The 24,667-nt window shown below is 57.0% G+C and carries 21 protein-coding genes and 1 tRNA gene; 5 read left to right on the top strand and 17 right to left on the bottom strand.

Going from position 1 to position 24,667, the window contains the following annotated elements:
- On the top strand, window positions 1-969 hold a 969-nt coding region (locus tag ACXJ5O_RS02990; protein WP_457298584.1), incomplete at its 5' end, for a CHAD domain-containing protein.
- Window positions 970-1,071: 102 nt separating this feature from the next.
- Here ACXJ5O_RS02990 and ACXJ5O_RS02985 read toward each other — a convergent pair.
- The 10 genes from ACXJ5O_RS02985 to ACXJ5O_RS02940 form a co-directional block, all read right to left on the bottom strand.
- Window positions 1,072-2,082, bottom strand: coding sequence for an IS30 family transposase (locus ACXJ5O_RS02985; protein WP_457298583.1), 1,011 nt, complete (start codon window positions 2,080-2,082; stop codon window positions 1,072-1,074).
- Window positions 2,083-2,194: 112 nt separating this feature from the next.
- Window positions 2,195-2,686 (bottom strand): YbaK/EbsC family protein, encoded by a 492-nt coding sequence (locus ACXJ5O_RS02980; protein WP_457298582.1) that lies wholly within the window; start codon window positions 2,684-2,686, stop codon window positions 2,195-2,197.
- Complete coding sequence (locus ACXJ5O_RS02975) at window positions 2,683-3,492, bottom strand: MBL fold metallo-hydrolase (protein ID WP_457298581.1); 810 nt, start codon at window positions 3,490-3,492, stop codon at window positions 2,683-2,685. The genes ACXJ5O_RS02980 and ACXJ5O_RS02975 overlap by 4 nt, the downstream gene beginning before the upstream one ends.
- Window positions 3,485-4,285, bottom strand: coding sequence for a TatD family hydrolase (locus tag ACXJ5O_RS02970; RefSeq protein WP_457298580.1), 801 nt, complete (start codon window positions 4,283-4,285; stop codon window positions 3,485-3,487). The genes ACXJ5O_RS02975 and ACXJ5O_RS02970 overlap by 8 nt, the downstream gene beginning before the upstream one ends.
- Window positions 4,286-4,289: 4 nt before the next feature.
- Window positions 4,290-5,849 (bottom strand): methionine--tRNA ligase, encoded by a 1,560-nt coding sequence (gene metG / locus ACXJ5O_RS02965; RefSeq protein WP_457298587.1) that lies wholly within the window; start codon window positions 5,847-5,849, stop codon window positions 4,290-4,292.
- A gap of 83 nt (window positions 5,850-5,932) precedes the next feature.
- Window positions 5,933-6,991, bottom strand: a complete 1,059-nt coding sequence (locus ACXJ5O_RS02960) for a DNA polymerase III subunit delta' (protein ID WP_457298579.1) — start codon at window positions 6,989-6,991, stop codon at window positions 5,933-5,935.
- A complete protein-coding gene (tmk, locus tag ACXJ5O_RS02955) occupies window positions 6,988-7,659 on the bottom strand; it encodes a dTMP kinase (RefSeq protein WP_457298578.1) in 672 nt (223 codons plus the stop codon). The genes ACXJ5O_RS02960 and tmk overlap by 4 nt, the downstream gene beginning before the upstream one ends.
- 86 nt (window positions 7,660-7,745) lie before the next feature.
- A complete protein-coding gene (locus ACXJ5O_RS02950) occupies window positions 7,746-8,882 on the bottom strand; it encodes a D-alanyl-D-alanine carboxypeptidase family protein (RefSeq protein WP_457298586.1) in 1,137 nt (378 codons plus the stop codon).
- 61 nt (window positions 8,883-8,943) lie between these two features.
- On the bottom strand, window positions 8,944-10,197 hold the full coding sequence (locus ACXJ5O_RS02945) for a septal ring lytic transglycosylase RlpA family protein (protein ID WP_457298585.1): 1,254 nt from the start codon (window positions 10,195-10,197) through the stop codon (window positions 8,944-8,946).
- A gap of 301 nt (window positions 10,198-10,498) precedes the next feature.
- A complete protein-coding gene (locus ACXJ5O_RS02940; RefSeq protein WP_457298577.1) occupies window positions 10,499-12,946 on the bottom strand; it encodes a mechanosensitive ion channel domain-containing protein in 2,448 nt (815 codons plus the stop codon).
- Between the two features lie 244 nt (window positions 12,947-13,190).
- Between ACXJ5O_RS02940 and ACXJ5O_RS02935 the strand changes: the two genes are divergently transcribed.
- A tRNA-Ser gene (locus ACXJ5O_RS02935) sits at window positions 13,191-13,280 on the top strand.
- A gap of 194 nt (window positions 13,281-13,474) precedes the next feature.
- Here the strand turns inward: ACXJ5O_RS02935 and ACXJ5O_RS02930 are convergent.
- From ACXJ5O_RS02930 to ACXJ5O_RS02900, 7 genes are read right to left on the bottom strand one after another with little or no spacing between them, the layout of a single operon-like run.
- On the bottom strand, window positions 13,475-16,558 hold the full coding sequence (locus ACXJ5O_RS02930; protein WP_457298576.1) for a proton-conducting transporter transmembrane domain-containing protein: 3,084 nt from the start codon (window positions 16,556-16,558) through the stop codon (window positions 13,475-13,477).
- Window positions 16,552-16,920 carry a sodium:proton antiporter gene (locus tag ACXJ5O_RS02925; protein WP_224506401.1) on the bottom strand — a complete coding sequence of 123 codons (369 nt, stop codon included), beginning with the start codon at window positions 16,918-16,920 and terminating at the stop codon, window positions 16,552-16,554. The genes ACXJ5O_RS02930 and ACXJ5O_RS02925 overlap by 7 nt, the downstream gene beginning before the upstream one ends.
- A 21-nt stretch (window positions 16,921-16,941) precedes the next feature.
- A complete protein-coding gene (locus tag ACXJ5O_RS02920; protein ID WP_112530996.1) occupies window positions 16,942-17,640 on the bottom strand; it encodes a Na(+)/H(+) antiporter subunit B in 699 nt (232 codons plus the stop codon).
- Window positions 17,637-17,984, bottom strand: coding sequence for a monovalent cation/H(+) antiporter subunit G (gene mnhG, locus ACXJ5O_RS02915; protein WP_112530997.1), 348 nt, complete (start codon window positions 17,982-17,984; stop codon window positions 17,637-17,639). Before mnhG ends, ACXJ5O_RS02920 begins: the two co-directional genes overlap by 4 nt.
- A complete protein-coding gene (locus tag ACXJ5O_RS02910; protein WP_457298575.1) occupies window positions 17,981-18,226 on the bottom strand; it encodes a hydrogenase subunit MbhD domain-containing protein in 246 nt (81 codons plus the stop codon). Before ACXJ5O_RS02910 ends, mnhG begins: the two co-directional genes overlap by 4 nt.
- A gap of 4 nt (window positions 18,227-18,230) precedes the next feature.
- Window positions 18,231-18,491 carry a monovalent cation/H+ antiporter complex subunit F gene (locus ACXJ5O_RS02905; protein ID WP_457298574.1) on the bottom strand — a complete coding sequence of 87 codons (261 nt, stop codon included), beginning with the start codon at window positions 18,489-18,491 and terminating at the stop codon, window positions 18,231-18,233.
- Window positions 18,484-19,017 carry a Na+/H+ antiporter subunit E gene (locus ACXJ5O_RS02900; RefSeq protein ID WP_112551003.1) on the bottom strand — a complete coding sequence of 178 codons (534 nt, stop codon included), beginning with the start codon at window positions 19,015-19,017 and terminating at the stop codon, window positions 18,484-18,486. The genes ACXJ5O_RS02905 and ACXJ5O_RS02900 overlap by 8 nt, the downstream gene beginning before the upstream one ends.
- Window positions 19,018-19,248: 231 nt before the next feature.
- Between ACXJ5O_RS02900 and ACXJ5O_RS02895 the strand changes: the two genes are divergently transcribed.
- The 3 genes from ACXJ5O_RS02895 to ACXJ5O_RS02885 form a co-directional block, all read left to right on the top strand.
- Complete coding sequence (locus ACXJ5O_RS02895; RefSeq protein ID WP_457298573.1) at window positions 19,249-21,009, top strand: hypothetical protein; 1,761 nt, start codon at window positions 19,249-19,251, stop codon at window positions 21,007-21,009.
- A 266-nt stretch (window positions 21,010-21,275) separates the two neighbouring features.
- Entirely contained in the window at window positions 21,276-22,364 is a 1,089-nt protein-coding gene (locus ACXJ5O_RS02890; RefSeq protein WP_457298572.1) for an efflux RND transporter periplasmic adaptor subunit, read from the top strand.
- Window positions 22,361-24,667, top strand: a 2,307-nt coding sequence (locus tag ACXJ5O_RS02885; protein WP_457298571.1) for an efflux RND transporter permease subunit, incomplete at its 3' end; no start/stop codon positions are given. The genes ACXJ5O_RS02890 and ACXJ5O_RS02885, both read left to right, overlap by 4 nt.

Here is a 24,667-nt window from a genome sequence, read left to right as displayed (position 1 = left end):
ACCCAGAGCAAGTCCGCGCGTGGCTATGCACTCGCGCTCGCGATTGATCCAGTGGCTGTGAAGGCGTCCTCGTCTAATCTTGATTGTCAGGATACCGTGGATGAAGGTATCTCCAAACTCCTGTCGAGCTGCCAACAACAAATACTGGCAAATCTGCATCCGGCAGAAAACGCTGGCGAACCAGAAGGCGTCCACCAGTTACGTGTGGCATTGCGACGTCTGCATACGGCCTTGTATTTTTTACKGCGCGAGTTGGAGACGCCGTCGCTGCAGGCGCTCGATGCCGAGGCGAGGCGGTTCGCGCGAACATTGGGACCAGCACGCAATTGGGATGTTTTTATCAACTCGACGCTCCCTGATATCGAGAAGAGCAATCTGCCGGACATCGAATTCACCAGTTTGCGCGACGCAAGCGCGCCCTTCCGGGATCAGAGCTATGACATAGTACGCGATAATATTGCTGCCTCGCAAACCAATCGGTTTCTTTTGTCACTGGGGCTCGTTATTGAGCGGAAAAGCTGGCGAAACGAGGTAGCCAGCGAGCATCTGCGGACGCTGGCCGAGCCACTAACGAAATTTGCGTCCAATGTCCTTACCCGTATCGAACGAAAGGCACTCAAGCGCGGGCGGCATTTTCGCGATCTTCAGCCTGAGGCGCGGCACAAGCTGCGACTGACCTTGAAGAAACTACGCTACGCCACAGAGTTCTTCTTGCCACTTTATGCAAACCGGGCATCGACCGGAAAATATCTCAAGCAGCTGTCTCGACTGCAGGATGTTCTGGGCGAAGCCAATGATATCAGAACTTCGCGGACCCTTCTGTCGAATATCCGGGAACGTGCGGAAAGTCCCGACCTGCATCGTGCTATCGGCGCTGTAATCGGCTGGCAGGGACATCTCGAAATGACGAGCGCGAGCCGAATGAACAGCAGGTGGCGCAAGTTCAAACGAACCGCACAATTCTGGTAGATCCGCGAAGCGGCATCTTCGTATTTGGCGAAGCGCTGACCTTGGGGAGCCGATCGATTATATGTGAGTTCTCGCTGAAGCGCGACTTGCGATATCTGAAAGCTAGCCCGCCCGCCGTGTCTGTGCGAGCAGTTTTTGCCGGAAGACTTCTGCTGGCGTTTTATAGCCAAGGCATTTGCGCGGTGTTGCATTCAGCCTGTTGCAGATTTCCGTCAGATCACGGTCGGTGATCGACAACGGATCAACCTCTCGCGGCAGCCATTTCCTGGCCCGTCTGTTGGTGTTTTCGACGGTGCCTTTTTGCCAGGGCGACTGCGGATCGCAGAACCATGTTTGCGTTCCGATCCCTGCCTGCAGGTAAGGCCAATCGGTGAACTCGGTGCCACGATCGAAGGTGATCGAACGGCGGGCGAGATGGGGCAGGGATTGCAGCGCCTGGATCAGCCCATCCATAACAGGTTTTGACTGCCGGTCATTGTTGCGCAGGAATACAGCAAACCGGCTGACGCGTTCAACCAGCGACGTCACGTTGGCCTTTCCGAACTTCTTGCGAAACTGCATGAGGTCACATTCCCAATGCCCGAACTGTTTGCGCTCGGCAACGACGTCGGGACGGAAAAGGATGTTGACTTCCGGGCTGAAACGACGGCCATGGCGCCGTCTGGCATGCCTCGGCCGGCGTCTGGCCCGGTGCTCCGGCAGGTGCCGCCAAAGCTTGATCGCATGCCCGKCCGGCGAATAGGCGAACTTGTAGATCGTCTCATGGCTCACACAAATCGGATGCCGCTCCAGCTGCAGCCGGCCGGCTATCTGTTGCGGCGACCAGCCATGCATAATGCGCTCGATCACGGATTGGCGCAGATGCGAGAACCGTGCCAGCTTRCGCAGCTTGGCACGCCGGTCACGCGCCATGTCGTTGSCCGTCACACAATAATAGCCATTGAGTTCCGGCATTTGCGAATCTGTGAAAGCATTGCGTCGCAGCTCGCGGAAAATCGTCGAGCGATGACGACCGAGCTTCTCGGCAATGACATCAACACTRATACCAGCCGTTCGCCACCGCGCGATCTTGCGGCGTTCATCCATATCAATCTGGGAGTAGGTACGTTCCATGGGCAAGTCCTTGCGAGTGATAAGCCATTGTTATCTATCGCAAGTCGCACTTCATCCTTGAACCCACCCTACAGTGTTATAGAGATCGCATAAGATAGATTATGGAACTGTCCTAGGGGGCAAACGAGCAAATGCAGCCTGTAATATCGGCGATTTGCGCCTTCGCGGCTCTGGCCAATGCCTTTGGCTCGCTCGGGAAAACGAAGTTGGTTCCCCCGGCTGCAGCCCACACCACATCGAACTGCATCAGGCTTTCGTCGGCATAAGCCTTTATGTCGATCAGATGTCCCAACGGCGAAACGCCGCCAATGGCAAAGCCGGTTTCCTTGCGGATATATTTGGGATCAGCCCTGTGTAATGCCTCGCCGGTGAGCCTGGCAGCTTTGGCTAGATCAAGCTTCCGCGGACCCGAAACGAGAAACAGATAAAGGTTTTGCGTATCAGCGCCTTGAAAAATCAGGGATTTGACAATCTGCTCGACGGTGACGCCGCACTGGATCGCCGCGTCTTCAGCCGTATGGGTCGAATCGGACATTTGGCGAATTTCGATATCAAGTCCTGCCGCATGAGCCGCCCGACGGACACGCTCGACGCTCTTGCTCATGGCTCGACCTCAAATGACAAGCCATCATAGGCCGGCTCGACGTTGTCCGGAGTCTCGCGCAGCACAGTTCCATAATCCAGTGGTATGTGCATATGGGTCAAAATCGCTCGACGCGGCTTGAGCTTTCCAATCCATTCCATTGATTCATTTAATGAAAAATGGCTTGGGTGGGTTCTGTATTGCAGCGCATCGATGACCAATGTATCGAGATCGAAGAGTTGTGCTGCGGTCGTATCTGGAAATGCGCTGACATCAGAGCAATAGGCCACATTGGCAATCCGAAACGCTAGAGAAAGAATATCGCCATGGACCTGCGGCAGCGGCAGGAAGCGTATTGCGCCGCCCGGCCCGTCAATCTCGAAGGCTTCGTGATGAATGATCTCGTGCGGCCGCAGGATTGGCGGATAACTCGAACCTTCCGGGGTTTTGAAGCAATAGCCAAAACCTTCCATCAAGCGCCGCTGTGTCATCGCATCAGCATAGATATCCACCAAGTCGCGGCGATCGATGACAAATGTGCGCAAATCGTCCAGACCGTGGATATGGTCAGCATGCGCATGTGTATAGACGACTGCGTCGAGCTTGCCGGAACCGAAATCGATCATCTGCGAGCGAAAATCCGGTCCCGTATCGATGATCACGGTCGTCACACCGCCATGATGCGCAATACGCTCAACCAGCATGGCTGCACGCCGGCGCTTGTTCTTCGGCTCGTTCGGATCGCAACTGCCCCAATCGCCATTGATGCGTGGTGTGCCCGGAGACGAACCGCAACCAAGAATGGTGAAGCGCAAGCGATCAGGCATTTGTGGTTCCAGCACTTGGCCTTGGCATCTTGGCGAACAGGCGGAATACGTTGTTGGTTGTTATTTCGCCGATCTCGTCTTCACTCACGCCAATCGTCTCGGCCAGTACAGCCGCCGTATGCCGGACAAAGCTTGGCTCGTTGCGATGGCCGCGATGCGGCATCGGCGCAAGATATGGCGCATCTGTCTCGACCAGGAGCCGATCTCGCGGCACGTTTTTGGCGATTTCGCGTATCTCAGGTGAATTCTTGAATGTCAGAATACCGGAGAACGACACATAACCGCCGAGGTCTACGCCCACTCGCGCCAGTTCCGCACCGGACGAAAAGCAGTGCAAAATGAAGGGGAAGGCGCCCTTCCCTGTTTCTTCCGTCAGAATTGAAATCATATCATCATCGGCAGCGCGGGCGTGGATGACCAATGGCAAGCCCGTGGCGCGGGAAGCGGCAATATGAGTGCGAAAACCCTGCGCTTGCGCTTCCGGAGGCGCATAGTCGTAATGGTAATCAAGTCCGGCTTCGCCGATAGCGACCACCTTCGGATGCTCCGACAAGCGGATCAGGTCGTTCGCCGTCACATCGAGCTCTTCATGCGCATTGTTGGGGTGCGTTCCAACCGATGCGTAGACGCTGTCATACTGTTCCGCGATCTTTATGATATCGCCAAAGCGCCGCACGCGTGTGCAAATCGTTACCAGCCGCGTGATGTTATAGTCCAGCGCCCGCTGTACGATGGCATCCCGTTCCTCGGCAAAATCCGCAAAATCGAGGTGGCAATGACTATCGACAAGCATGGAACTAGTCTGCTTTTTCTGCTTCGACGTAACGCGGGAAGATCGGCTGCGGTGCCGGGAGATCAGTGCCAGGTATCAATTCGCTGGCTTTCAGATCGACAAAGTCCCGCTTGTCCGCCGGCACAGCCAGGATATCGAGGAGTTTGGCCGCTGATCCCGGTATGAATGGCTGGCAAAGAATGCCAATACGGCGGATAACTTCTGCCGTCACATAGAGCACCGTTTCCATGCGTGCCGGATCGGTTTTCTTAAGCGCCCACGGCTCCTGTGCGGCGAAATAACGGTTGGCTTCAGCCACAACACCGAAAATCGCTGCCAGCGCCTGATGGAGTGCTTGGCTGGCAACCGCCTTGCGAGCGGTATCGAGCGCCGCCACGGCTTGATCGAGAATGGTCTTATCTGCGTCGGTTAACGCACCTGGCTGTGGAACCTTGGCGTCACAGTTCTTTGCAATCATGGACAATGAACGCTGCGCCAGGTTGCCCAGGTCATTGGCGAGGTCGGCGTTCGTCCGGTTGACGATGGCCTCGTGGCTATAATTGCCATCCTGCCCAAACGGGATTTCCCGAAGCAGGAAATAACGCAATTGATCGAGGCCGTAATGCTCCACCAATGCAGTCGGATCGATGACGTTGCCAACCGATTTCGACATTTTCTCGCCGCGGTTGAACACGAAGCCATGGCCGAAAACGCGCCTCGGCAGCTCGATGCCCGCTGACCATAGAAACGCTGGCCAATAGACCGAGTGGAAGCGGATAATATCCTTGCCGATGATATGCACGTCAGCAGGCCAATAGCGCCAACGCTCGGCGTTTTCATCGGGATAGCCCGCGGCGGTGATGTAATTCGTCAGCGCATCGACCCAGACATACATGACGTGTTTTTCATCGCCGGGAACCGGAATACCCCAATCGAAGGTTGTGCGTGAAACAGACAGGTCCCTGAGCCCGGATTTGACGAAGGAAACCACCTCGTTGCGCCGCTCATCCGGGCCTATGAAGCCCGGATTGTCTGCATAAAGCTTCAACAAACGATCCTGATAGGCCGAGAGGCGGAAGAAATAGCTCTCTTCTTCGATCCATTCCACAGGCGTTCCCTGCGGACCATAGCGCACATTGTCGGCACGCAGCTCCGTCTCTTCTTCCTGGTAATAGGCTTCATCGCGCACGGAATACCATCCGGCGTAACCACCTTTGTAGATATCGCCGGCATCAGCCATCTTCTGCCAGATAGCTTGCGACGATTTGTAATGCCGCTCTTCGGTTGTGCGAATGAAATCATCATAGGAAGCATTCAAAAGATGCCCCATGTCGCGGAAAAGCTTGGCATTTCTGTCCGCAAGTTCGCGTGGCGTAATGCCCTCTTTGCGCGCAGTCTGCAGCATCTTGATGCCATGTTCGTCCGTGCCACTCAGGAACAGAACGTCCTTGCCGTCATGGCGATTGAAGCGCGCGATCGCATCGGTCGCGATGAGCTCATAGGCATGGCCGATGTGCGGGCTTCCGTTCGGATAGGAAATGGCAGTTGTGATGTAAAATGTTTCGCGGCTCATGCGTGACCTGATTTCGTCTTTGGTTTGGGCATCTTGGGAAAAAACGTCTGGCTGACATAACGCAAGTCGGACCTGATTGCCATACCGGCAGACCTCTATCTGCCCGATAGAGCGCGGTGCATCCTTTCGAGGAAAATCAGCACAGTCTGCTTGCGGTCGAGATTGAAGGCGGCGGCTTCCCTCGCCTCGTTCTGCATGTCCTGCCAGATACCGGACCAGCGGTTCGCCTGCGAACCATCGCCCTGCTCCGCGCTGAGCCGCGCCTTCACTGCTATGCGCCCCAGCAGATCATCGAGAAAAAGATCGTACTGGATCTCGGCGTCGCGCCCCGACAACGCCGTTGCCAATGCGTGGGCTTTGGGCACGTCGAATACAGGATTGTTCAGGATAGCATCGGTTGCCTCCGAGATTTCCAGCCCGCCAAATGCCAGCAACAAGGCGGCTTTCCGAACACTGCCGTCCGCATGGGCGATGAGCGAATCCGCGTCGGGCAATCGCTCGGTATCGAGATCAATCGCCGAGAGAGCAGCGAGCAGATCCTGGCGTTCAAGCGGTTCAAAACGGATCGATTGGCAGCGCGAGCGGATTGTCGGTAGCAGCCTGCCGGAGGAATGCGAGATCAGAATGAAGAGGGTCCGCTGCGGCGGCTCTTCAAGAGTCTTCAGTAACGCATTGGCCGCATTGCGATTCATGTCGTCTGCAGGATCAACAATGACGATGCGCCACGCGCCGTCATGGGAGGTACGGTTGAGGAAGTGCGCGACCCGCCTGATCTCATCAACCGTGATGCCGGTCTTGAACTTGCCCGTCTTGGCATCTGTCGGGCGGCTAATATGCAGCACGGACAGATGTGTTCCGCTCGCGAGTTGCCGGTAAGGCGCAATTGCGAAATCCGGCTCAGCAAGCGTCAGCGGTGCCTCGCGTTCCGCAGGGTATTTCAACATGTGGCCGGCCAGATGAAACGCCAAAGTTGCCTTGCCGACACCCTGCGCACCCTCGAGTAATAGTGCGTGGTGCATCTGCCCGGACTGATAGGATTGCGCGAGAAAAGACCTTATCCCGTTGTGGCCGAACAGTGCGGGATTGGCTGAAGGCGCAGGAACACCATCGATGGTATCGTGGGTTGCCGGCACGTCGAGGGTGGTGTCGCTCATTTCGCTACCTCGATGCCTTGCTTCGTCTTCAGGCCGCGGCTGGTCTTCAACAGGTCGACCAGTGCGGCGATGTCAGCTGCAATCTCATCGGCCGGGCGATTTGCAGCGATCACCTTGCAGCGCTCGGGTTCTGCGGTCGCAATGGCAAGATAGGCGTCACGGCGCTTGCGGTGCAGATCGATCGTTTCCTTTTCGAAGCGGTCGGCAGTCCCTGCCCCGCGCCGTGCATGGGCGCGTTGCAGACCGACCTCGGCTGGCAGGTCAAGGATGATCGTCATATCCGGCATGAGACCGTTGATGGCGGCGCGTTCAATAGCGCGCATCAAATCCGGATCGAGATTGCCGGTCACACCCTGATAGACGCGACTGGAGTCGATGTAGCGGTCGCAAAGCACCATCCGGCCGGCCTTCAGTGCTTGACGTATAACTTGCTCCACATGGTCGTTGCGCGCCGCGGCAAACAGCAAGGCTTCCATGGCCGGGCCGAAAGGTTCGGCGGCGCCGCTCAATATGACATGACGCACGGCTTCCGCGCCCGGCGAACCGCCTGGCTCGCGCGTTACCAGCACATCATCGCCATCGGCGCGCAAATGATCCGCTAACAGGCCAATCTGTGTGGATTTGYCCGCGCCCTCGCCGCCCTCAAATGTTATGAATAGTCCTTGCACGCTATCAGCTGTCTTTCGATGCGGAGTCACTGTCTATTGCAGATGGTTCTAGCGCTCGCAAAAGCAAAGGTCGAGGCGGGATTGTCTTAGAAATCGAGTCGCCGGACCCAACCTGTCGTCAATTCGAATACCGCGTCGAGCGAACGTTTTTTCAGATCACCACTCTCAATTGCCTCTGCCGTATAGACCGGCGTTTCCTGGACGAGTGCATCGCCGATCCATATCCGCAATTTGCCGACCGGTTGATCGGCCTTCAGCGGTGCCACCAATGGCCCTTGATAGACCACGTGCGCCTTCAGACGGTCGCGATTGGCCACCGGGATGAGAATGCTGATTTTCTCATGCGCTTTAAGAGCGACAGCTGATTTGATCCCGCCAAACACACTGGCTTCGCCAACGATTTCACCCTCAGCGAAGACGTCAGCCTCCTCGAAGGCCCGATAGGCCCATTCGAAGATACGCTTGGCCTCCTCGGCGCGCTCCTTGTCGCTGGCAAGGCCGCTCAGCGCAACGATATAACGCCGTCCGTTCCGCTCGGTTGCGCCGACGATACCGTAGCCGGACTGTTCAGTGTAGCCTGTCCCCATGCCGTCTGCGCCGATATCGAGGCGCAGCAGTGGGTTGCGATTGCGCTGGAAGATATTGTTCCAGGTGAAATTATCCTGCGCATAGGTCCGGTAATATTCGGGATATTCGTGTTTGATGTGGCGCGCCAGAGTGACGAGATCTGTCAGCGAAACCCTTTGCTTCGGATCAGGTAGCCCGGTCGAGTTGGTGAAGTTCGAGCTCTTCAGGCCAATGTCCTTCGCCCGGGCGTTCATCATCTCGGCGAATTTTTGTTCCGAGCCGGCAATGCCCTCTGCGAGGATAATACAGCCATCATTGGCCGATTGGACGATAACCCCCTGGATCAAGTCGCCAACGCTGATGTAGGATTTCAGCTTGGCAAACATGGTCGAACCGCCCGATGGCGCGCCGCCTGTTCGCCAGGCATTCTCGCTCACCATGTATTGTGTCGATGGCGTGACCTCGCCTGTCTTGAGCGCATGAAAGACCACTTCCATGGTCATCAACTTGGCAAGTGCGGCCGGTTCGATCAGTGTGTCAGGTGATTTTGCATAGAGGATCGTGCCGGTCTGATCCTCGACCATCAGCGCCTGCTTGGCCTTGGTATCAAACAGCGCATCCTGGGCGTTCGTCCCGCCAGCTGAAGCAAGAGCCATGGCCACGCCAAAAACAAAAATGCGAAATGGCGCAGTCAGAGAACGTCCAAGCCGTTCGATATCAATTGCCGTCATCACGAACGACGAATGCATCCACCGCACCGGCCTTCCACGCCGCTTGCAGCAGGGTGTCGGCGTTCTTTCCAGCGCTTGCCCGGGCAATCAAGGCAATACGCGGGCCCTCGGGGCTGGCAATTTCAGACAACTCCACCTTGCCAAGCGGAGTAAGTGCGGACATCACCCGTCGGGCTTCGGTCTTGTTGGCAAACAGGCCGACATCGATGTATTCGCCCAACCCATCGGCGGCTCGCGGCATGTCGCTCATGCCCTTCCACGCGGTCGAAACAGCCTCTGGCGAAAGTAGGCTGTTTGCGGCTTGCGCGGTGCTGTTTGCACTTGCGACGCGCTCACTGGCGTAGGAACTGATGAATGGAGACACCTGCTTGCCGCCCTTGAGCGAGCCAATCAGGATCGTTGGCTTGTCATCAATATAGGGCCCGATCAGCGGAAGAACCGGAACGATGTCCATGTTGAAGGAAAGTCCTGAATCGTCCACGGGAGCCATCGCCTGCTGTGGTGCTGCAAGCTGAGCTGCCTGACCGTTCAGGGACATCGGTTGGCTACTGAGGCTCGCCACCTGGATACCGGCTGGCTCAGGCTGCGCCATGCCTGGAATGGCGACAGGTGCATGCTGCGTCGGCGTAGGCCCATTCATGGCGATCATCACGCCGGAAGCTGGCTGCCCAAACGGATCGGGCGCACCGGGACCGCGGTAGGAAGCCATCAGGAAATTATCGTCGCGCCCTTCCAGCGGTGCACGCCCGACATATTCGACCTTCACATTGGCTGTGCCGGTATCATGATAGTCGAGGACCTGCGCTGCACGTTGTGAAAGATCGATCAGGMGATTGCTATGGTAGGGGCCGCGATCATTGACGCGGACGATAACCGAACTGCCATTGGTCAGGTTTGTAACGCGGGCGTAACTCGGCAAAGGCATTGTCGGATGCGCGGCCGAGAGGTGATTCATATCGTACACTTCGCCATTGGCAGTCAGGCGGCCATGGAAGGCGGAACCATACCAGGATGCCCTGCCCTTGCGGACATAACCTGGCTCTTCCCTAGGGTAGTACCATTTACCTGCAACCTGATAGGGCCGGCCAGTTTGGTTGCGCCCCCCGCCACGCGGCATATTGCGGAAATCGGTGACAACGCGTGGACTCGCCTTCACACCATATTCTGCTTCGGCGAAATATTCCTTGCCATGGGTTCGCTTGGCGATTTTGACCTGCGGCGACGATGCACAGGCTGCCATCAGGGCGCCCACTGCAACTACTCCCACAACGCGAAAAGCTTTGGCTTTTGACAATGCAAACCGCCGGCCGCGCGGACCGCCCCCAAGGATTTTGTAATTTGATAGACAGATCAGAATGCTGGCGCAACCCCGAGACCCATCATGGCAGCTGCACCAAGTGTATAAATGCCACCGATAGATTGATACCAGCTTAACAATATCTGGCAGCGGCTCTCTATTATCGGGTTCTTGAACGCCACCAGCGGTATGCGTTTGGGGTTGGTTCACTTTTTGTGTTCGACGGACTCATACTATGAGTTGTTCAGTGTTTGATCTTCTTTGTTTCGCCGGCGAGCTTGTCTCTGACCCGGTCGGTTAGCATCTCGACGATGGACTCGGCATCTTCGAGATGCAGATTCACATCCCGTTGCGGGTAAGGGATCTCGATCCCCTCCTCGGCGAAACGGTCGATCAATGTGAACCGGATTTCGTTCTGAACGGTGCCGGAGTTGGATAGATCCGCGAGATGGACGCGCATCTCGAATTGCATGACTGACTCGCTGATTGCACTGAACGCGACAAACGGTTCCGGATTCTTCAAAACAAGCGGATGACCGCGAGCAATCTCCATCAGAATGGCATGCACACGACGGGGATCGACCTTATGGGAAACGCCGATCGGGATATCGACGCGGCCGAGTTTGTTGCGATGCGTCCAATTGCCAACACTGCCGTTGATGAAGGACGAATTTGGAATAATGAGGGACTGACGCTGGAAGGTTTCGACCTCCGTTGCCCGGACGCTGATCTTCTTGACAATGCCGCCGACGCCGCCGGTCTCGATCCAGTCGCCGACCTTGAAGGGACGCTCCGCAAGCAAGATAAGACCGGAAACAAAATTCGAGACGATCGCTTGCATACCGAAACCGATACCAAGCGACAGACCGCCCGCAACCAGTGCCAGACTGGACAGGTTGATGCCGGCCGCCGAAATGCCGATGACACCTGCAATGCCGAGGCCAAGGTAGCCAACAGCGGTGCGGATCGAATTGCGTACACCTGAATCGAGCCTGCCGCGTGCCATGACACGATTGTCGAGCCAGCCCTGAAACCAGCGCGTAAATCCGTAGAAGAGCGCGAACAACAGAACGCCGATAGCAATCGAAACCAGTGAAATATTAACCGAACCAATCTGGAAGCCTGTCGCGATTGCTACGAACCAGGCCGACATTTCGCTCCATTGGAATCCCCACAGCAGGAGGATTATCGGAATACCCAGCGCGACAACGAAGATATTGATGACAATACTCAACACGAGACCGAGCTGGTCCAGGGCAGTCTCATCCAAACCAAAACGGGTTTGCACCGCCCGTCCAAGCTTGGTCCCGGTAAGTGCATTCTCATCGGATACCGCGCGAGCCGTCAGGAAGCCCAGATACATCGTGACTACCACGGCGCCATTGATAACAATCTGCTGCGACACGAAGCGTGCCAGTCCGATATAGCCGAGAAGCGCCGCGACGATAGGCACAAGACCGATCGCATAGAGGAAAAGCCGCATGGCCCTTGGCCAGGGCTTGATATTCCCCGTTTCTTCGTCTTCGAGCGGCCTCAGTGAGGCCATGGCGATGATGAGGAGGCCCATCAGAACGGTGGCAAAGAGACTCTTCGCGACGGTCAATGACAATGGTGAACCAGCGATCTGATTGACCGTATCGGCGATGTAGTCGAGCCCGGTGATCGTTGCTGTGGCCGTGATCAAAACCATCAGGATACGGCCTGGCCGCGGCGCTATGCGCACCAGACGCCAGTTTGGTGCACCCGGACAGATCACCGCCTGGGCCAGGGCGTGAACGAAATACACGATGCCGATGACGCAAAAGAGCATATAGATCAGCGATGCAATATCTGGTCGCAACACATTGAAATAATTAAGAAACAAATATGTTGTGACGAGGAAGACAACCACCGTCAACGATCGCATGAGCGTTGACCAGAACGCGACAGCGAGCCGACTCAGATAGGATGGCGATTCAATAGTCGCGTCGCGCAGATATAGGTGGCCGAGTGTCCGCTGACCGCCTATCAGCAAAACGAGCGCTGCAATCGCGGCAAAAAAGGCTGCGGCCAGCATGGATTGCCATTTGAAGGAAACGACGAAGCGCCACCAGGATGTAACCACCTGATTCATCGTTCGTATTTCCTGGCCGTAGGCGTCGGCTACTTCACTACCGAGCGAATAATTGATGTTGACGCGCTGCGAAAGTGTGTTGGTGAACAATTCGCGCCGCGCATCCACCGTTCGCTCAATCATCCTGTTGGCTGCGATCAACTGATCCTCGGTCTCGCCCAGGACGGCATTGATTTCGGCTTTCTCGGTCGTCAGCTTCGTCCGCTCATCGGTGACGATCTGCGCTTCCGGTGGCTGGCCTTGGGCTGGTGGAGGACCGAGCTGATCCAGCCGCGAATTGATCTCCGTGACACGCGGTCTGAACGATACGCCGATATCCAACAGTTTTTTGGCGCTGGCCTCCAGATTGAGGCGCAGATCCGCCAATGCTGCGTCGGTGTCGGCCTTCTCCATTTGTTGAGCATAGTCGGCGATTTGCTTCTTCACGGCATCGATTGCAGGCCGCTGTTCCGCAACAATGCCCGTGGCAGGAGCCGGCGCAGGCGCAGGCGTCTGCGCGGCAGTCGAATTTACCGCACCAGCGAGAATAAAAACCGTAGAAATCGCCAGAAGTATCTGCCGGACGGAGCAAGGAATCACAGGGTCAAATCCATGTAAAAACAGTTTTCAGGGCACGATTGCCCGTTCATGTCGGCACAATCAAGGCATTTTACGCTTTATTGGGGCAGACAGACTATCAGACGGGCAGCTTCAACTGCTGTAAGCCGGACGCTGACGACGAGGTTGACGCCGCAATTTGAAAGGCTATATAGACCGCGCACAGCGTTCGTAGCATTCTTTTGGCTTTCGCCAAAACATTGGATATCAAACGTTTCAGCAGGTTGGAGGGGTGGCCGAGCGGTTTAAGGCACCGGTCTTGAAAACCGGCGTAGGTGAGAGCCTACCGTGGGTTCGAATCCCACCCYCTCCGCCATTTCTCATAAATTTTGCTTCTTTATTAATTACCTACAAAATTTCGATAACTTGAACTACCCTCCGCCTCCCCAACACAAAAATACCCGCATTCAGGGGGCTCTGCAGTTTATCTGAGATCGGCGGCACGATTTCCATCGCACTAAAGAAAAATTTTAGCACCCCAGCCAATCAACCCTGGCGATGGCATTACAACTAGCGAATAAGTGTGCCGGTCACGTAAATGGCAATGATGTACCATAGAACATAGAGGCAGTAGGTCTGGCCATCGCCTGTATAGATCTGTCGAACCGAGCCGGCGGCGCTCAGCGTCAAATCCGATATACAGCGCCAGAATTCTATAGCGACAGGCCTCAACAAGCGCGAGAGAACGGATTGGTAAAATGCGTAAAAGACCGTAACGCCGGTCGTCGCGGCGCGCCGATACCCGTAAATGTAACGCAGCCAGACGACGAAAAAGAGAACCGCCGCGATCGCGACGGTAATGGCCATGACAGGTATGGGATTCCAATATCCGTAAATCGTTTCCAGCGACATGCCATCCCAAACCAACGTTGAGGCGAATGCAGGGTCGATAGCTGCGGATACGGGGTCCATGAACAGTTTCGGGAAGAATGTCAAAGCGAAGATGGCGATGATCAGGACATATTGCGGCACAAGAAGTGCGAGTGGCGCCTCCGCAATTGCCTCGAATTTGGCTTTCCGTTCTCCAAGAAAAACCGCGTAGGCCAGACGAAACATGTAGAGAAAGCCGACGAAGGTTGCGAGAACGGCCAATGCCGCGAGCCCGTACCAGCCCTTTTCCACCATGGCACTGAGAAGCAGCCACTTGCCACCGAACCCCGCGAGTGGCGGCAGGCCGGACATCGATATCAGGGCCGTGGCGACCGCAGCGAAGGTGAAGGGCATGTTGCGAACCAGTCCACCATTCTCTTGAAGCAGCCGTGTTCGGGTCCGCAGGATGACGCCGGCAGCGGCAAGAAACAATATGCCCTTCACCATCAGGTGGTTGGCAACGAGATAGAATGCCGTGACCCAGCCGAGATGGCTCATCAGCGCGATGGCGGTCACGATATAGCCAAGCTGACTCATGCTCGAATAGGCGAGCATGCGTTTCATGTCGGTTTGCTGTAGCGCCATCGCCGCACCGAACAACGTCGTCAACAGACCGACCCAACCCATCACGTGAGCCATGTCGAGGCCAATTTCCGAGCGGATGGCGAGATAGGTGACCGAGAAAAGGCCAAAGATTGCAACCTTGCTGACCACCGCCGACAACATTGCCGAGAGGTCATCATCGGCCTCCGCATAGGCGCCGGGGAGCCAGATATGGACACCCGCAGCCCCCGCCTTGATGAGAAAGCCCACGGCCAGCAATACAAACGCGGGCCAGGCATCCTTCCCTGCAGCCCCGAATGCAGCAAGGTCAATCGTGCCATTGGCGGCGGCGGCCATGGCGAAACCAGCAAGGAGGCAAAAGGCCGAAGCAATGGAGAACAACAGGAATGGCAACGCATAGGGATAGGCGTTGCGTGCCTGCGCAATCAAGAAATAGGAAGAAAGGGTGATCATTTCCCAGCTGAAGAAGAACTCAAGACTCGTGGTCGTGCGCAGCAGTGCGGCGATGGACAGGAGCAGCAACGCCATCAGCGGATAGTAGCCGGGCCGCGGGTCCGCGCGATAGAGGCTGGCCGACGCGATAACCAGCCCGCCTGAAAGGAGAAGCACCGCGAAGAGGCGGTTGATACCCTCGACCGGACCAACGATCCACATGCCGAGCAAGAGGACCAGTATGAGCATGAGCATTGATTTGAGCCGCCCGGGAAGCCAGTCGAACAGGTAGAGAAAGGCTCCGGCAACCAACGGTGCGAATATCCATAGCGAGGCTGCTCCTGAAAGATTAGCCGCCACATGGCCCGAAACGCAGAGAAACACTGCACACAAACCAGCAGGCAGTAGACGCCCCGGCGAGACAGCAATGGCGCCTTGTTCGACGGCACGGGTCGCCTGCTTGAACCAGCGGAACATGTATGCGATCTCGAGCAGCGACCCGATCAGAATAACGGCGATCCACCCAAAGTGCCCAGCCGCTGCGACGCGAATGACGAGGTCCCATTTCGACCAGAAACCCGGAAAAGGCGGCAGACCGGCAATGGCGACGAGCAGAATGGCGAAGATGAGCATTATTAGCGGACGTCCGGCGAGTGCGGACCAGTCGTCGACCTGCGGACGATTGACGGCGCCTGCTAAGAAGAACAAGCCAGCCTTCGCCAAAAGGTGATTGACGAACAGCCCGCCGACGACGAGCGGCATCGATGCATCGGCACCAAGCTGTCGCATCAGCGCAAGCGCCAGGGTGAGAAGGCCCATTTGCGCGATCGACGAATAGCCAAGCATGCGCTGAACGTTCGTCTGGCGCAGTCCGGCAAGATTGGAGAACAGGAACGTTATCCCGCCTGACAGTGCGATAAGGGTAAGGTAGTTTTCGAACAGCGGAAGCAGTTTGAAAAGTGCAAAGAATACGCCCGCCGACACTGCCCCGGAAACCAGTGCTGCAACCCCGCTCGAGGCGGATTGGTAGACATCAAGGCCCCAGCCATTGGCCGGAAACGGCTTCAGTTCGATGATGAGGCAGGACAGCACGAGCAGCAACGCCGTTGTTCCAATCGGCCCGGCTATCTGTGCGCGGTGGGCGATCATATCGTCAATGTTGAGCGTTCCGGTCACGTGATACAGCAAGGCCGTACCCAGCAGGAAAAAGGTCGAGGCAAGCACGGTCGCCAGGATGTACTTAAATCCGGCGGCGAGCGCTGCCGGTGTACCATCGAAGCCGAGGAGACCGTACGTCGCTATCGATACAATTTCGAGGAACACAAAAAGGTTGAACAAATCCCTTGTCATCACCATCCCGTTGACGCCCATGATCAAGAGCAGAAACAGCAATTGCGCCGCATAGTTTTGACGTAGCCGATCCCAAAGATGCCAGGCGGCCAGCAGCGCAACGATATTGACGCTGAAAGCACACACACCCTCCCAGGGCCCAACGCGGAGATTGATCGAATATGGCGGCGCACTGCCGGCCGTGAAGCTCTCCAATACCGGTTGCCCGTGGTACACCGCCCACAGGCAGACACCCGAAACGGCAACTATACCGGCGAGCACAAGGACAAAGATCACCGCCGGCAACGGTTTGGCGATGCGATACAGCAGCGGGATGAGAAAGCTACCCCCAAGGCCGAACAGAAAGATGTTCAACGGATGCAACAGGGCTTCTACCATTTCGACTCCGTGAAGGCGTCGATGTCGAGCGTCTTCCTGGCATCGTAAAGGCGTATCGCGAATGACAGCATGATCGCGGTTACTGAAAAGCCGATGACGATGGCCGTGACGACCAGCGCCGAAGGGATAGGATCGACGGCGTTCGTCGCAGCGTTGGCCTTATCCAATGCCGCGTCGATGATTGGCGCGGTGCCGCCAGTGACGTATCCCGTTGCCACCATGACAACGTGGATGCCGGTGTCGATCAACGAAAAACCGATAATGATGCGCAGAATGTTGCGATGGACGAAAATTCCCGCAAGGCCGATCAGGATCAGGCAAAATCCTGTGACGAGCAATATCTGCGAAACCGGTAGACCCATCAACACACCTCGCCCGCCATATCAGTGCCGGAACCGATCGATGACGACACTGAGCTCGGCTCCAACCTTGATGCCAAGCAAGGCCGATATCAGGGGAATTGCCCCAGCACTCAACAGCGTTCCAAATGTACCGAGTGGCAGAATGTGGCTATCAAGAAAACCGTCGGCAAAAACAATACCGAGAATTCCGATCGATACGTAGAGGACGCCGGCGAGCGATTCCGTCACACTCAGGAAACCGTGATGCAATTGGGTTGCGGGGCTCGCCAGCATCAGCAGCATGACACCGGACGCCACCACCGCACCACCCTGAAACCCGCCACCGGCCGAAAGATGCCCGTTCATGATGACATAAGCGCCGAACAGGAAGATAAGCGGCAATATGACCTCGGCGCCGGTACGGACCAGTTCGCTCGGCTCGCTCTCGTCGATACTTGTTACGTTGGTGACTTGCGCGTTTTCGCCAGACTTGCTGGCAAGGAGCACACCAACGCTCGCCGCCACCATGAAAAGCACTGCGACCTCCCCCAGCGTGTCGAAGCCGCGATAGGTAATGAGTATCCCTGTCACAACATTCGGCGCACCGAGTTCGCGCGGAACCTGCGTGAGATAGTATTCGGCGAGCGGCGATCTCGTCTGGCGTTCGCTATACCCTCCAACCACGCTAAAGAAGATTGCCGCGAACATCAGCACGGCGATGATGGCAAATACGCGTTTCATCCTGCACCGCCCTCCTCCTTGTGTGCGTTCTCCGCGTCGCGCAATGCATCGGTTATGGTAGAGGCAGCCATGGGCGTTCCGATTGCGTGGGCGGCACGCGACAGAGCATGCGATGACAATGGATTGGTCATCAGCACGAAATAGGCGACGATGAGCAGCTTGGCGCTCCAATCGGGGTGATAGATGCCCAGTCCGACCAGCACCAAAATATTGCCCAGAGTCGACGCCTTGGTGCCCGCCTGGATGCGGGTAAAGGCATCCGGCATACGCAGGAGTCCGAGCCCAGCCGAAAAAAGAAAGAAAGCGCCCACCAGGATAACCAGGCTGCCAATCAGTTCCATCATGGCTCCCTTCCGCTGCCGGTCCTTCGCATCGTGTAGAGGAAGATCAGAGTTGCCAGTCCCGAGCCTATTGCCGCCTCTGCCATCGCGACATCAGGTGCAGCCAGCAGAATATATGACACCGCAGCAAAGAGGCTCGCGAGGCCGGCGCTGATCATCGCTGCGAGCAGATTGCCGAGACACACCGCCAGCACACCACTCACCAGGATGCCGGCGCAAACCAGGATGACGAGGAGTTCCAACATGGCGCTAAGATCTCCGTTCGAGGAAGCGCGCAATGGCAAGCACGGCCAGGAAGCTCAGCAACCCATAGACCAGCGCAACATCGATATAGACGAAACGACCGGATAGGTGGGCGTAGAGCGCTATGAGCGAAATTGAGATCACCGTGAGCATGTCGATCGCAACGATCCTGTCGACGATGGTCCTGCCGATGATAAGCCGCACCACACCGCAGGCGATGCCCATAAATATCAATGCACCGGCTATCTGCAGGATAATGTCAGCCAAAGACTTCTCCCAAGTGTTTCTCGAATGGCCCCGCGATCATTTCGGTCGCAATCTCGGGATCGACGGTTTTGACGTCGAGCCAGTGAATAAACAGCGCATCGTCCTTTATCGCCATGACGAGTGAGCCCGGCGTCAGTGCGATCGAATTGGCAAGGGCCAGTCTTCCGATCGGCGATTTGAGCCGGATATTGATCCTGACGATACCGGGATGAATGTCGATGCGTGGAGAATAGACGTATCGCAGCATGTTCAGATTGGCCTTCACCAACTCTAAAAAAAACACGCCTGTATAGGCGATGAAATGGAGGACGCTTCGCGGTGTCAGCAGGACGTTCCACCATGTGCCGCTGCGGCGCATGAAAATCCAGTCGACAACCAGTGCAATCACCGCGCCAGTTACCACGATGGGAAGAGCGAGACTCGAATTCAGGATCAGCCAAAGCGAAAACAACAGCAGCCAGAGACTGATCGAGCCGAGCGCCGAACGCGAAACGCTGCTGTCATCGGTCTGACGGTCTGACGGCATTTAAAGCGGCCTTTGTAGACAATCGAGATGATCCATCCGACTGGTGGAAGCGGAATCTATATAACCGGCTCTATTATAAGCTAAAGTTCCGGAAAAATGCTTTTAATTTGTTGACTATCCTTCGTTTTTATTTGGGCGAAAGCCCTCTTTGTTTCGACGAATGGTATCTAAAGCAAAGATTTGGGACTCAATGCCAATCACAGTGCTTCTGTGGGAAGTTAATGTATTTGAGTGGCCACACACTGGGCATGCGATTGGGGAAATGACAACATCGAGAATCCTCCGAAAACTGAACCTGAAATCTCCGTTGGCTCCAGCCTCACTGGTTTCCAACCGCTCAGTGCAGCTGAAGCCAAGGTCGTTGCGCATCTGAGTTTGGGAGATTTCGACAGGCTTGGAGATGGCTTGCGCCCAGAGCAGGAGGATCCAGCGCGTATCGTGCGCGCGACGCTATTGCGCTTCCTCATCCTCGGGAATAGCGAATATCATTTGCACGAAAAGGGGCTTAGGCTTAGCGGTGCATGGGTGTCCGGTATTCTCGACCTCGAAGGTTGCCGGATTCCACGCGATATTGGTCTCAAGGACTGCCACTTCGAAGCTTCGCCGATCCTGCGTTCTGCCATTATCGACAACCTCTTTCTGGACGGTTCGGCCATGCCCGGATTGCAAGCTGATCGTCTCGAAGCGCGTGGGGGTCTGTCCTTCCGCGGCGCGACTATCACGGGAGAAATCCGTCTCTCCGGGGCACGCATCGGTGGTAACATTGAGATAGACGGCGCATCCATCGTCTCGCCCGCAGGCATTGTCCTCGACGCCGGCGGATTGGAGGTTCGTGGTGCGATCCTGTTGCGCGGCGCAGACGTCCGCGGGGGCATTAATTTTTCGGGCGTCCGGCTTGGTGGTGACCTCAACGCCGTCGGCGCACAGATCGAGCGTCCCGGGGAAGTCGCCCTGAACGGGGATGCCATTGTCGCGGGTGGTGACCTCGCCATGCGAGGGGCAACCATCGTCGGCGAGGCCCGCCTACTGGGTGCCCGCTTTGGTGGAGACATCGATTGCACATCGGCGACGCTATCGCAGCCTGGCGGCTACGCATTGAGGCTCAATCGTTCAATCGTCGATGGTGCATTCTTCCTGCGACAGGGTGCATCGGTTGAAGGCACGCTCGACCTGACGGCCACGTCGATCGGAGCGATTGATGACGAACAGGCAAGCTGGCCAAAGATGGGTGATCTGCTACTGAATCGTTGCCAGTATGGCGCGTTCATCGGCGGACCCGTCGACGCGGTAAGCAGGCTCGATTGGCTATCTCGTCAGACGCCCGAACGATGGAGCGCAGATTTCTGGCCGCAACCCTATGAGCAGCTTTCGACCGTGCTGCGGGAAATGGGTCACGACGAAGATGCCCGCGCCGTCCTGATCACCAAGGAACGGCTGCAGCGGCGCGCACGGCGGGCGCGCGCAAAGAACCCGGCGCTGCGCGTCGCCCTTGCCACAATGGATGGTATATTGGCCGTAACCCTTCGCTATGGCCGCCAGCCTCTCCTCGCGCTGTTGTGGCTGATCCTGTTTTGGGCGATCGGCATCGGCGTGTTCGCGTTCGCCCAGAAAAATGGTGCCATCAAGCCGAACAGCCCGGTCATCCTCCGTTCACTTGAATGGACCATGTGCGGTCTCCAGCAGACCGACAGCCGCTACATGCCCTCGAGCGGTCAGACTTTCGCTGGACGCGCGGCGACTGGAGAGAATCAGCTTTCCTGCTTCCTCAACCAGCCTGAAGCAGCTAGCTACCCGGAGTTCAACCCGCTCATGTATTCATTGGATGTCCTGTTGCCGGTGCTGTCGATCGGCCAGAAGGAATACTGGCGGCCGGATCCCACAAAACCCAATGGCCAATTCGTCCTGAAATACTATTTCTTCCAGTCGGTTGTTGGCTGGGCCTTGAGCCTGCTTGCAGTCGCCGGGTTTTCCGGGCTGGTCAAATCGAAGTAAGTCGGCGCAAAGGCATGGGCAATCGCTTCGCCAGCATGTCAGAACGTCGATATCAAGGGAATTCGGCACTAGCAGCACATGCGTGTCGCCACGGGCCATCTCTTGGGTTCCCGCTGGAATTGGGATTCCAAGCGCCCATTTGGGATTTCTGACCAATCACAAACCATAGACAGACGTTATAGTCGAAGTGCCTCTCAGATAAGCTTTATCCCATTTAATTGAGCTTCCCGGAGTGCATGAGGATGCTGGTTTTGGTGAATAGGTCGATGCGAAGGGTGCGTGCGTTTGGCGCGCTGTTTGGTCTTTTGATGGCAGCCACGATGCTTGCCGGATGCCGGGAGGAGACAAAGGAACCCGCCCCGCTCATCCGCCCTGTACGGACCATTACGGTCGAGCACAGCAAGCTTGGCGACAGCGTCAGCCTTACCGGCCATGTCGAGGCTGAGAACCAGGTTTCCTTCGCGTTTCGGCTTGGCGGGCGTGTGATCGAACGCTTGGTCAACGTTGGCGATCAGGTCGAGCCAGGACAAATCCTCGCGAAACTCGACCCCCAGAATGAGATCAGTGCACTCCGCACCGCACAGGCCAACCTGGTTGCTGCCGAAGGGCAGCTAGTCAAGACGCGTAACGCGTTTGGAAGACAGGAAACGCTGTTGCGGCAGGGTTTTACGACACGCGCCCAATTTGATGCCGCACAACAGGCCATGCGTGCGTCGCAGTCCCAGGTCGACAGTTCGCAAGCCCAGTTGGACAATGCCGAGGATCGCGTGGGCTTCACGGAATTGCATGCGGATGCCGTCGGCAGCGTCACCGCCGTTGGTGCCGAGCCGGGCGAAGTTGTTCAGGCGGGGCAAATGGTCCTCCAGGTCGCCCGACAGGATGGCCGTGACGCCATTTTCGATGTACCGGCACAGCTGCTGCGGCAGGCTCCGGAGGCGGCTATCATAGAAGTCACCCTGACTGACGATCCTGCGGTCAAAGCTACAGGACGGGTTCGCGAGGTGGCGCCCCAAGCCGATCCGACTACAAGGACGTTCCGGGTGCGCGTCGGCCTGAGCGATACGCCGGAGGCCATGCGACTCGGGTCGACAGTCACCGGACGTGTGACACTCGCTTCGTCGCCGGAGATCGCAATACCCGCCACCGCATTGACCAACTTCAACCGGCAGCCTGCAGTCTGGATCGTGGATCAGGACAAAAAAACCGTGTCGACACGCAACGTCGAAGTGCTTCGCTTTGATCCAGCCACGGTCATCATTGCCCAGGGCCTCAACCCCGGCGAGGTCGTCGTGACCGCCGGCGTTCAGGCCCTGCATGATGGCCAGGAAGTTCGATTGCTTGGGTCAACCCAATGAACGGCTTCAATCTGTCAGCATGGGCACTGAAAAGCCGCTCGCTCGTGATCTATGCGATGATTGCGGTCGTCGTGGCCGGAGCGGCCGCTTTCATCAATCTCGGGCGCAACGAGGATCCGGCGTTTACCATCAAGACGATGGTCGTCAGGGCTGCCTGGCCGGGCGCGACCCTTGATGACACGCTGAAACAGGTTACCGAACGGCTGGAACGCAAGCTTCAGGAGATACCTGAAGTGGATTTTCTGCGCAGCTTTACCAATGCTGGCGTGACAACCATCTTCGTGAACCTCAAGGATGCAACGACGTCGGCGGAAGTTCCTGACGTCTGGTATCAGGTGCGCAAGAGCATCGGGGATATTCGCCCGACATTACCGACCGGCATTGTCGGCCCCGGCTTCGACGACGATTTCGGCGATACATTCGGCATCATATACGGCTTCACCTCGGACGGTTTCACCCAGCGCGAACTTGCCGACTATGTTGATGACGCCCGCTCGCACTTGCTGCATGTGCCGGATGTTTCCAAAATCGACGTGCTTGGAGCTCAGCCGGAAAGAATATTCATCGAATTCTCCACCGAACAGCTCGCCGGTCTTGGCATCGACAGGGCCGCCGTGATCGCAGCGCTCCAGGCACAGAATGTGGTCAGCCCATCGGGCACACTGCGCACCTCGGACGAAAGATTGACGCTGCGTGTAAGCGGAGCTTTCGATTCGGAAGAGGATCTCCAGGATCTCAACTTTGTTGCAAACGGCAGGCTCGTCCGGCTGCGCGACATCGCCGAAATCCACCGGGCCTACGCAGATCCGCCGCAGCCGATGTTTCGTGTTAATGGCAAGCCCGCCATGGGCCTTGCGATTTCTATGCGAGAGGGCGGCGATATTCTGGCATTGGGCCGCAACGTCACCGCGGCGATGCAGGAGATCACTGCGGATCTGCCGATCGGCATCGACACTACGCTCGTGGCCAATCAGCCGCAGGTCGTCGATGATGCTATCGGCGAATTCACCACGTCGCTCTGGCAGGCAATCCTCATCATAATGGCCGTCAGTTTCATCAGCCTCGGTATCCGTGCGGGCACCGTTGTTGCTCTCGCCATTCCACTGTCTCTGGCGATGGTGTTCGCGGTCATGCAGATTTTCGGGATAGATCTGCAGCGTGTGTCTCTAGGCGCCCTGATCATCGCGCTCAGCCTCCTGGTGGACGACGCGATGACAACAGTGGATTCCATGACGACGCGGCTCGCACTCGGCGACGAAAAGGAAGAGGCGGCGAGTTTTACGTTCAGGACGCTGGCAGCCGCCATGTTGACCGGCACCCTCGTCACCGCAACGGGTTTCGTTCCAATCGGATTTGCGCAGAGTTCCGCAGGCGAATACACATTCTCGATCTTCGCGGTTGTCAGTATCGCCCTCGTCGTTTCCTGGCTCGGGGCGGTGATTTTCTCTCCTCTCCTCGGTGTAGCCCTGCTCAAGAAGCCGGAGAATACCGAGCCTGGAAAGCCTTCCATCATTCTCCGCTCTTTCCGTAGCTTGCTCCTCGGCGCTTTGCGCATGCGTTGGCTAACCATCGGGCTGACACTCGCATGTTTCGTGCTAGCGCTGCTCGCGCTTCCATTCGTGCCACGCCAATTCTTCCCATCCTCAGATCGGCCCGAGCTGCTCGTCGATATAAGGCTGCCCCAAAATGCATCGATCGCCGCAAGTGAGAAAGCCTCCGACCAGCTCGACGAGCTTCTGAAGGACGATCCCGATGTTGCCCATTGGAGTACCAATGTCGGGCGCGGAGCCATACGTTTCTATTTGCCGCTCAACGTCGAACTGCCCAATGAGTTCTTCTCGCAAGCGGTTGTCGTTGCAAAGGATGTTCCCGGCCGCGAGAGGTTGCGAGCGCGACTGGAAGAGGAACTGGCGGAAAAGGTCCCGAGTGCCATTTCACGCGTCTCGCTGCTCGAACTCGGGCCACCGGTGGGCTGGCCGGTGCAGTACCGCGTCAGCGGTCCCGATCCGCACGAGGTTCGCGCTATCGCCCAGCGCCTGGCGCAGATGCTGGGTGGCAATTCGCAGCTGAAGCGCATCAATTTCGACTGGATCGAACCGGCACGCACGATACGTGTTCACATTGATCAGGATCAGGCGCGCTTGTTGGGCCTAAGTTCTCAGGCATTGGCCACCGCCCTCAACACTGTGGTGTCCGGCACAGCCGTGACGCAAGTGCGCGATGATATCTACCTGATCGATGTCGTCGTCCGATCGACCGATGAACAGCGCGTATCACTCGACAATCTGCGCACGCTGCAGTTC

This window comes from Phyllobacterium sp. P5_D12, assembly GCF_054049495.1.
The sequence above is the reverse complement of the archived record's forward strand: the minus strand, read 5'-3'. Positions and strand labels throughout refer to the sequence as shown.

What these genes read in the sequence shown, in the direction of transcription:
- ACXJ5O_RS02980 (WP_457298582.1), bottom strand. Translation starts at nt 2,686, where the DNA reads ATGAGCAAGAGCGTCGAGCGTGTCCGTCGGGCGGCTCATGCGGCAGGA.
- ACXJ5O_RS02975 (WP_457298581.1), bottom strand. Translation starts at nt 3,492, where the DNA reads ATGCCTGATCGCTTGCGCTTCACCATTCTTGGTTGCGGTTCGTCTCCG.
- ACXJ5O_RS02970 (WP_457298580.1), bottom strand. Translation starts at nt 4,285, where the DNA reads ATGCTTGTCGATAGTCATTGCCACCTCGATTTTGCGGATTTTGCCGAG.
- ACXJ5O_RS02960 (WP_457298579.1), bottom strand. Translation starts at nt 6,991, where the DNA reads ATGAGCGACACCACCCTCGACGTGCCGGCAACCCACGATACCATCGAT.
- ACXJ5O_RS02950 (WP_457298586.1), bottom strand. Translation starts at nt 8,882, where the DNA reads ATGGCTCTTGCTTCAGCTGGCGGGACGAACGCCCAGGATGCGCTGTTT.
- ACXJ5O_RS02930 (WP_457298576.1), bottom strand. Translation starts at nt 16,558, where the DNA reads ATGGTAGAAGCCCTGTTGCATCCGTTGAACATCTTTCTGTTCGGCCTT.
- ACXJ5O_RS02925 (WP_224506401.1), bottom strand. Translation starts at nt 16,920, where the DNA reads ATGGGTCTACCGGTTTCGCAGATATTGCTCGTCACAGGATTTTGCCTG.
- ACXJ5O_RS02920 (WP_112530996.1), bottom strand. Translation starts at nt 17,640, where the DNA reads ATGAAACGCGTATTTGCCATCATCGCCGTGCTGATGTTCGCGGCAATC.
- mnhG (WP_112530997.1), bottom strand. Translation starts at nt 17,984, where the DNA reads ATGATGGAACTGATTGGCAGCCTGGTTATCCTGGTGGGCGCTTTCTTT.
- ACXJ5O_RS02910 (WP_457298575.1), bottom strand. Translation starts at nt 18,226, where the DNA reads ATGTTGGAACTCCTCGTCATCCTGGTTTGCGCCGGCATCCTGGTGAGT.
- ACXJ5O_RS02900 (WP_112551003.1), bottom strand. Translation starts at nt 19,017, where the DNA reads ATGCCGTCAGACCGTCAGACCGATGACAGCAGCGTTTCGCGTTCGGCG.
- ACXJ5O_RS02890 (WP_457298572.1), top strand. Translation starts at nt 21,276, where the DNA reads ATGCGAAGGGTGCGTGCGTTTGGCGCGCTGTTTGGTCTTTTGATGGCA.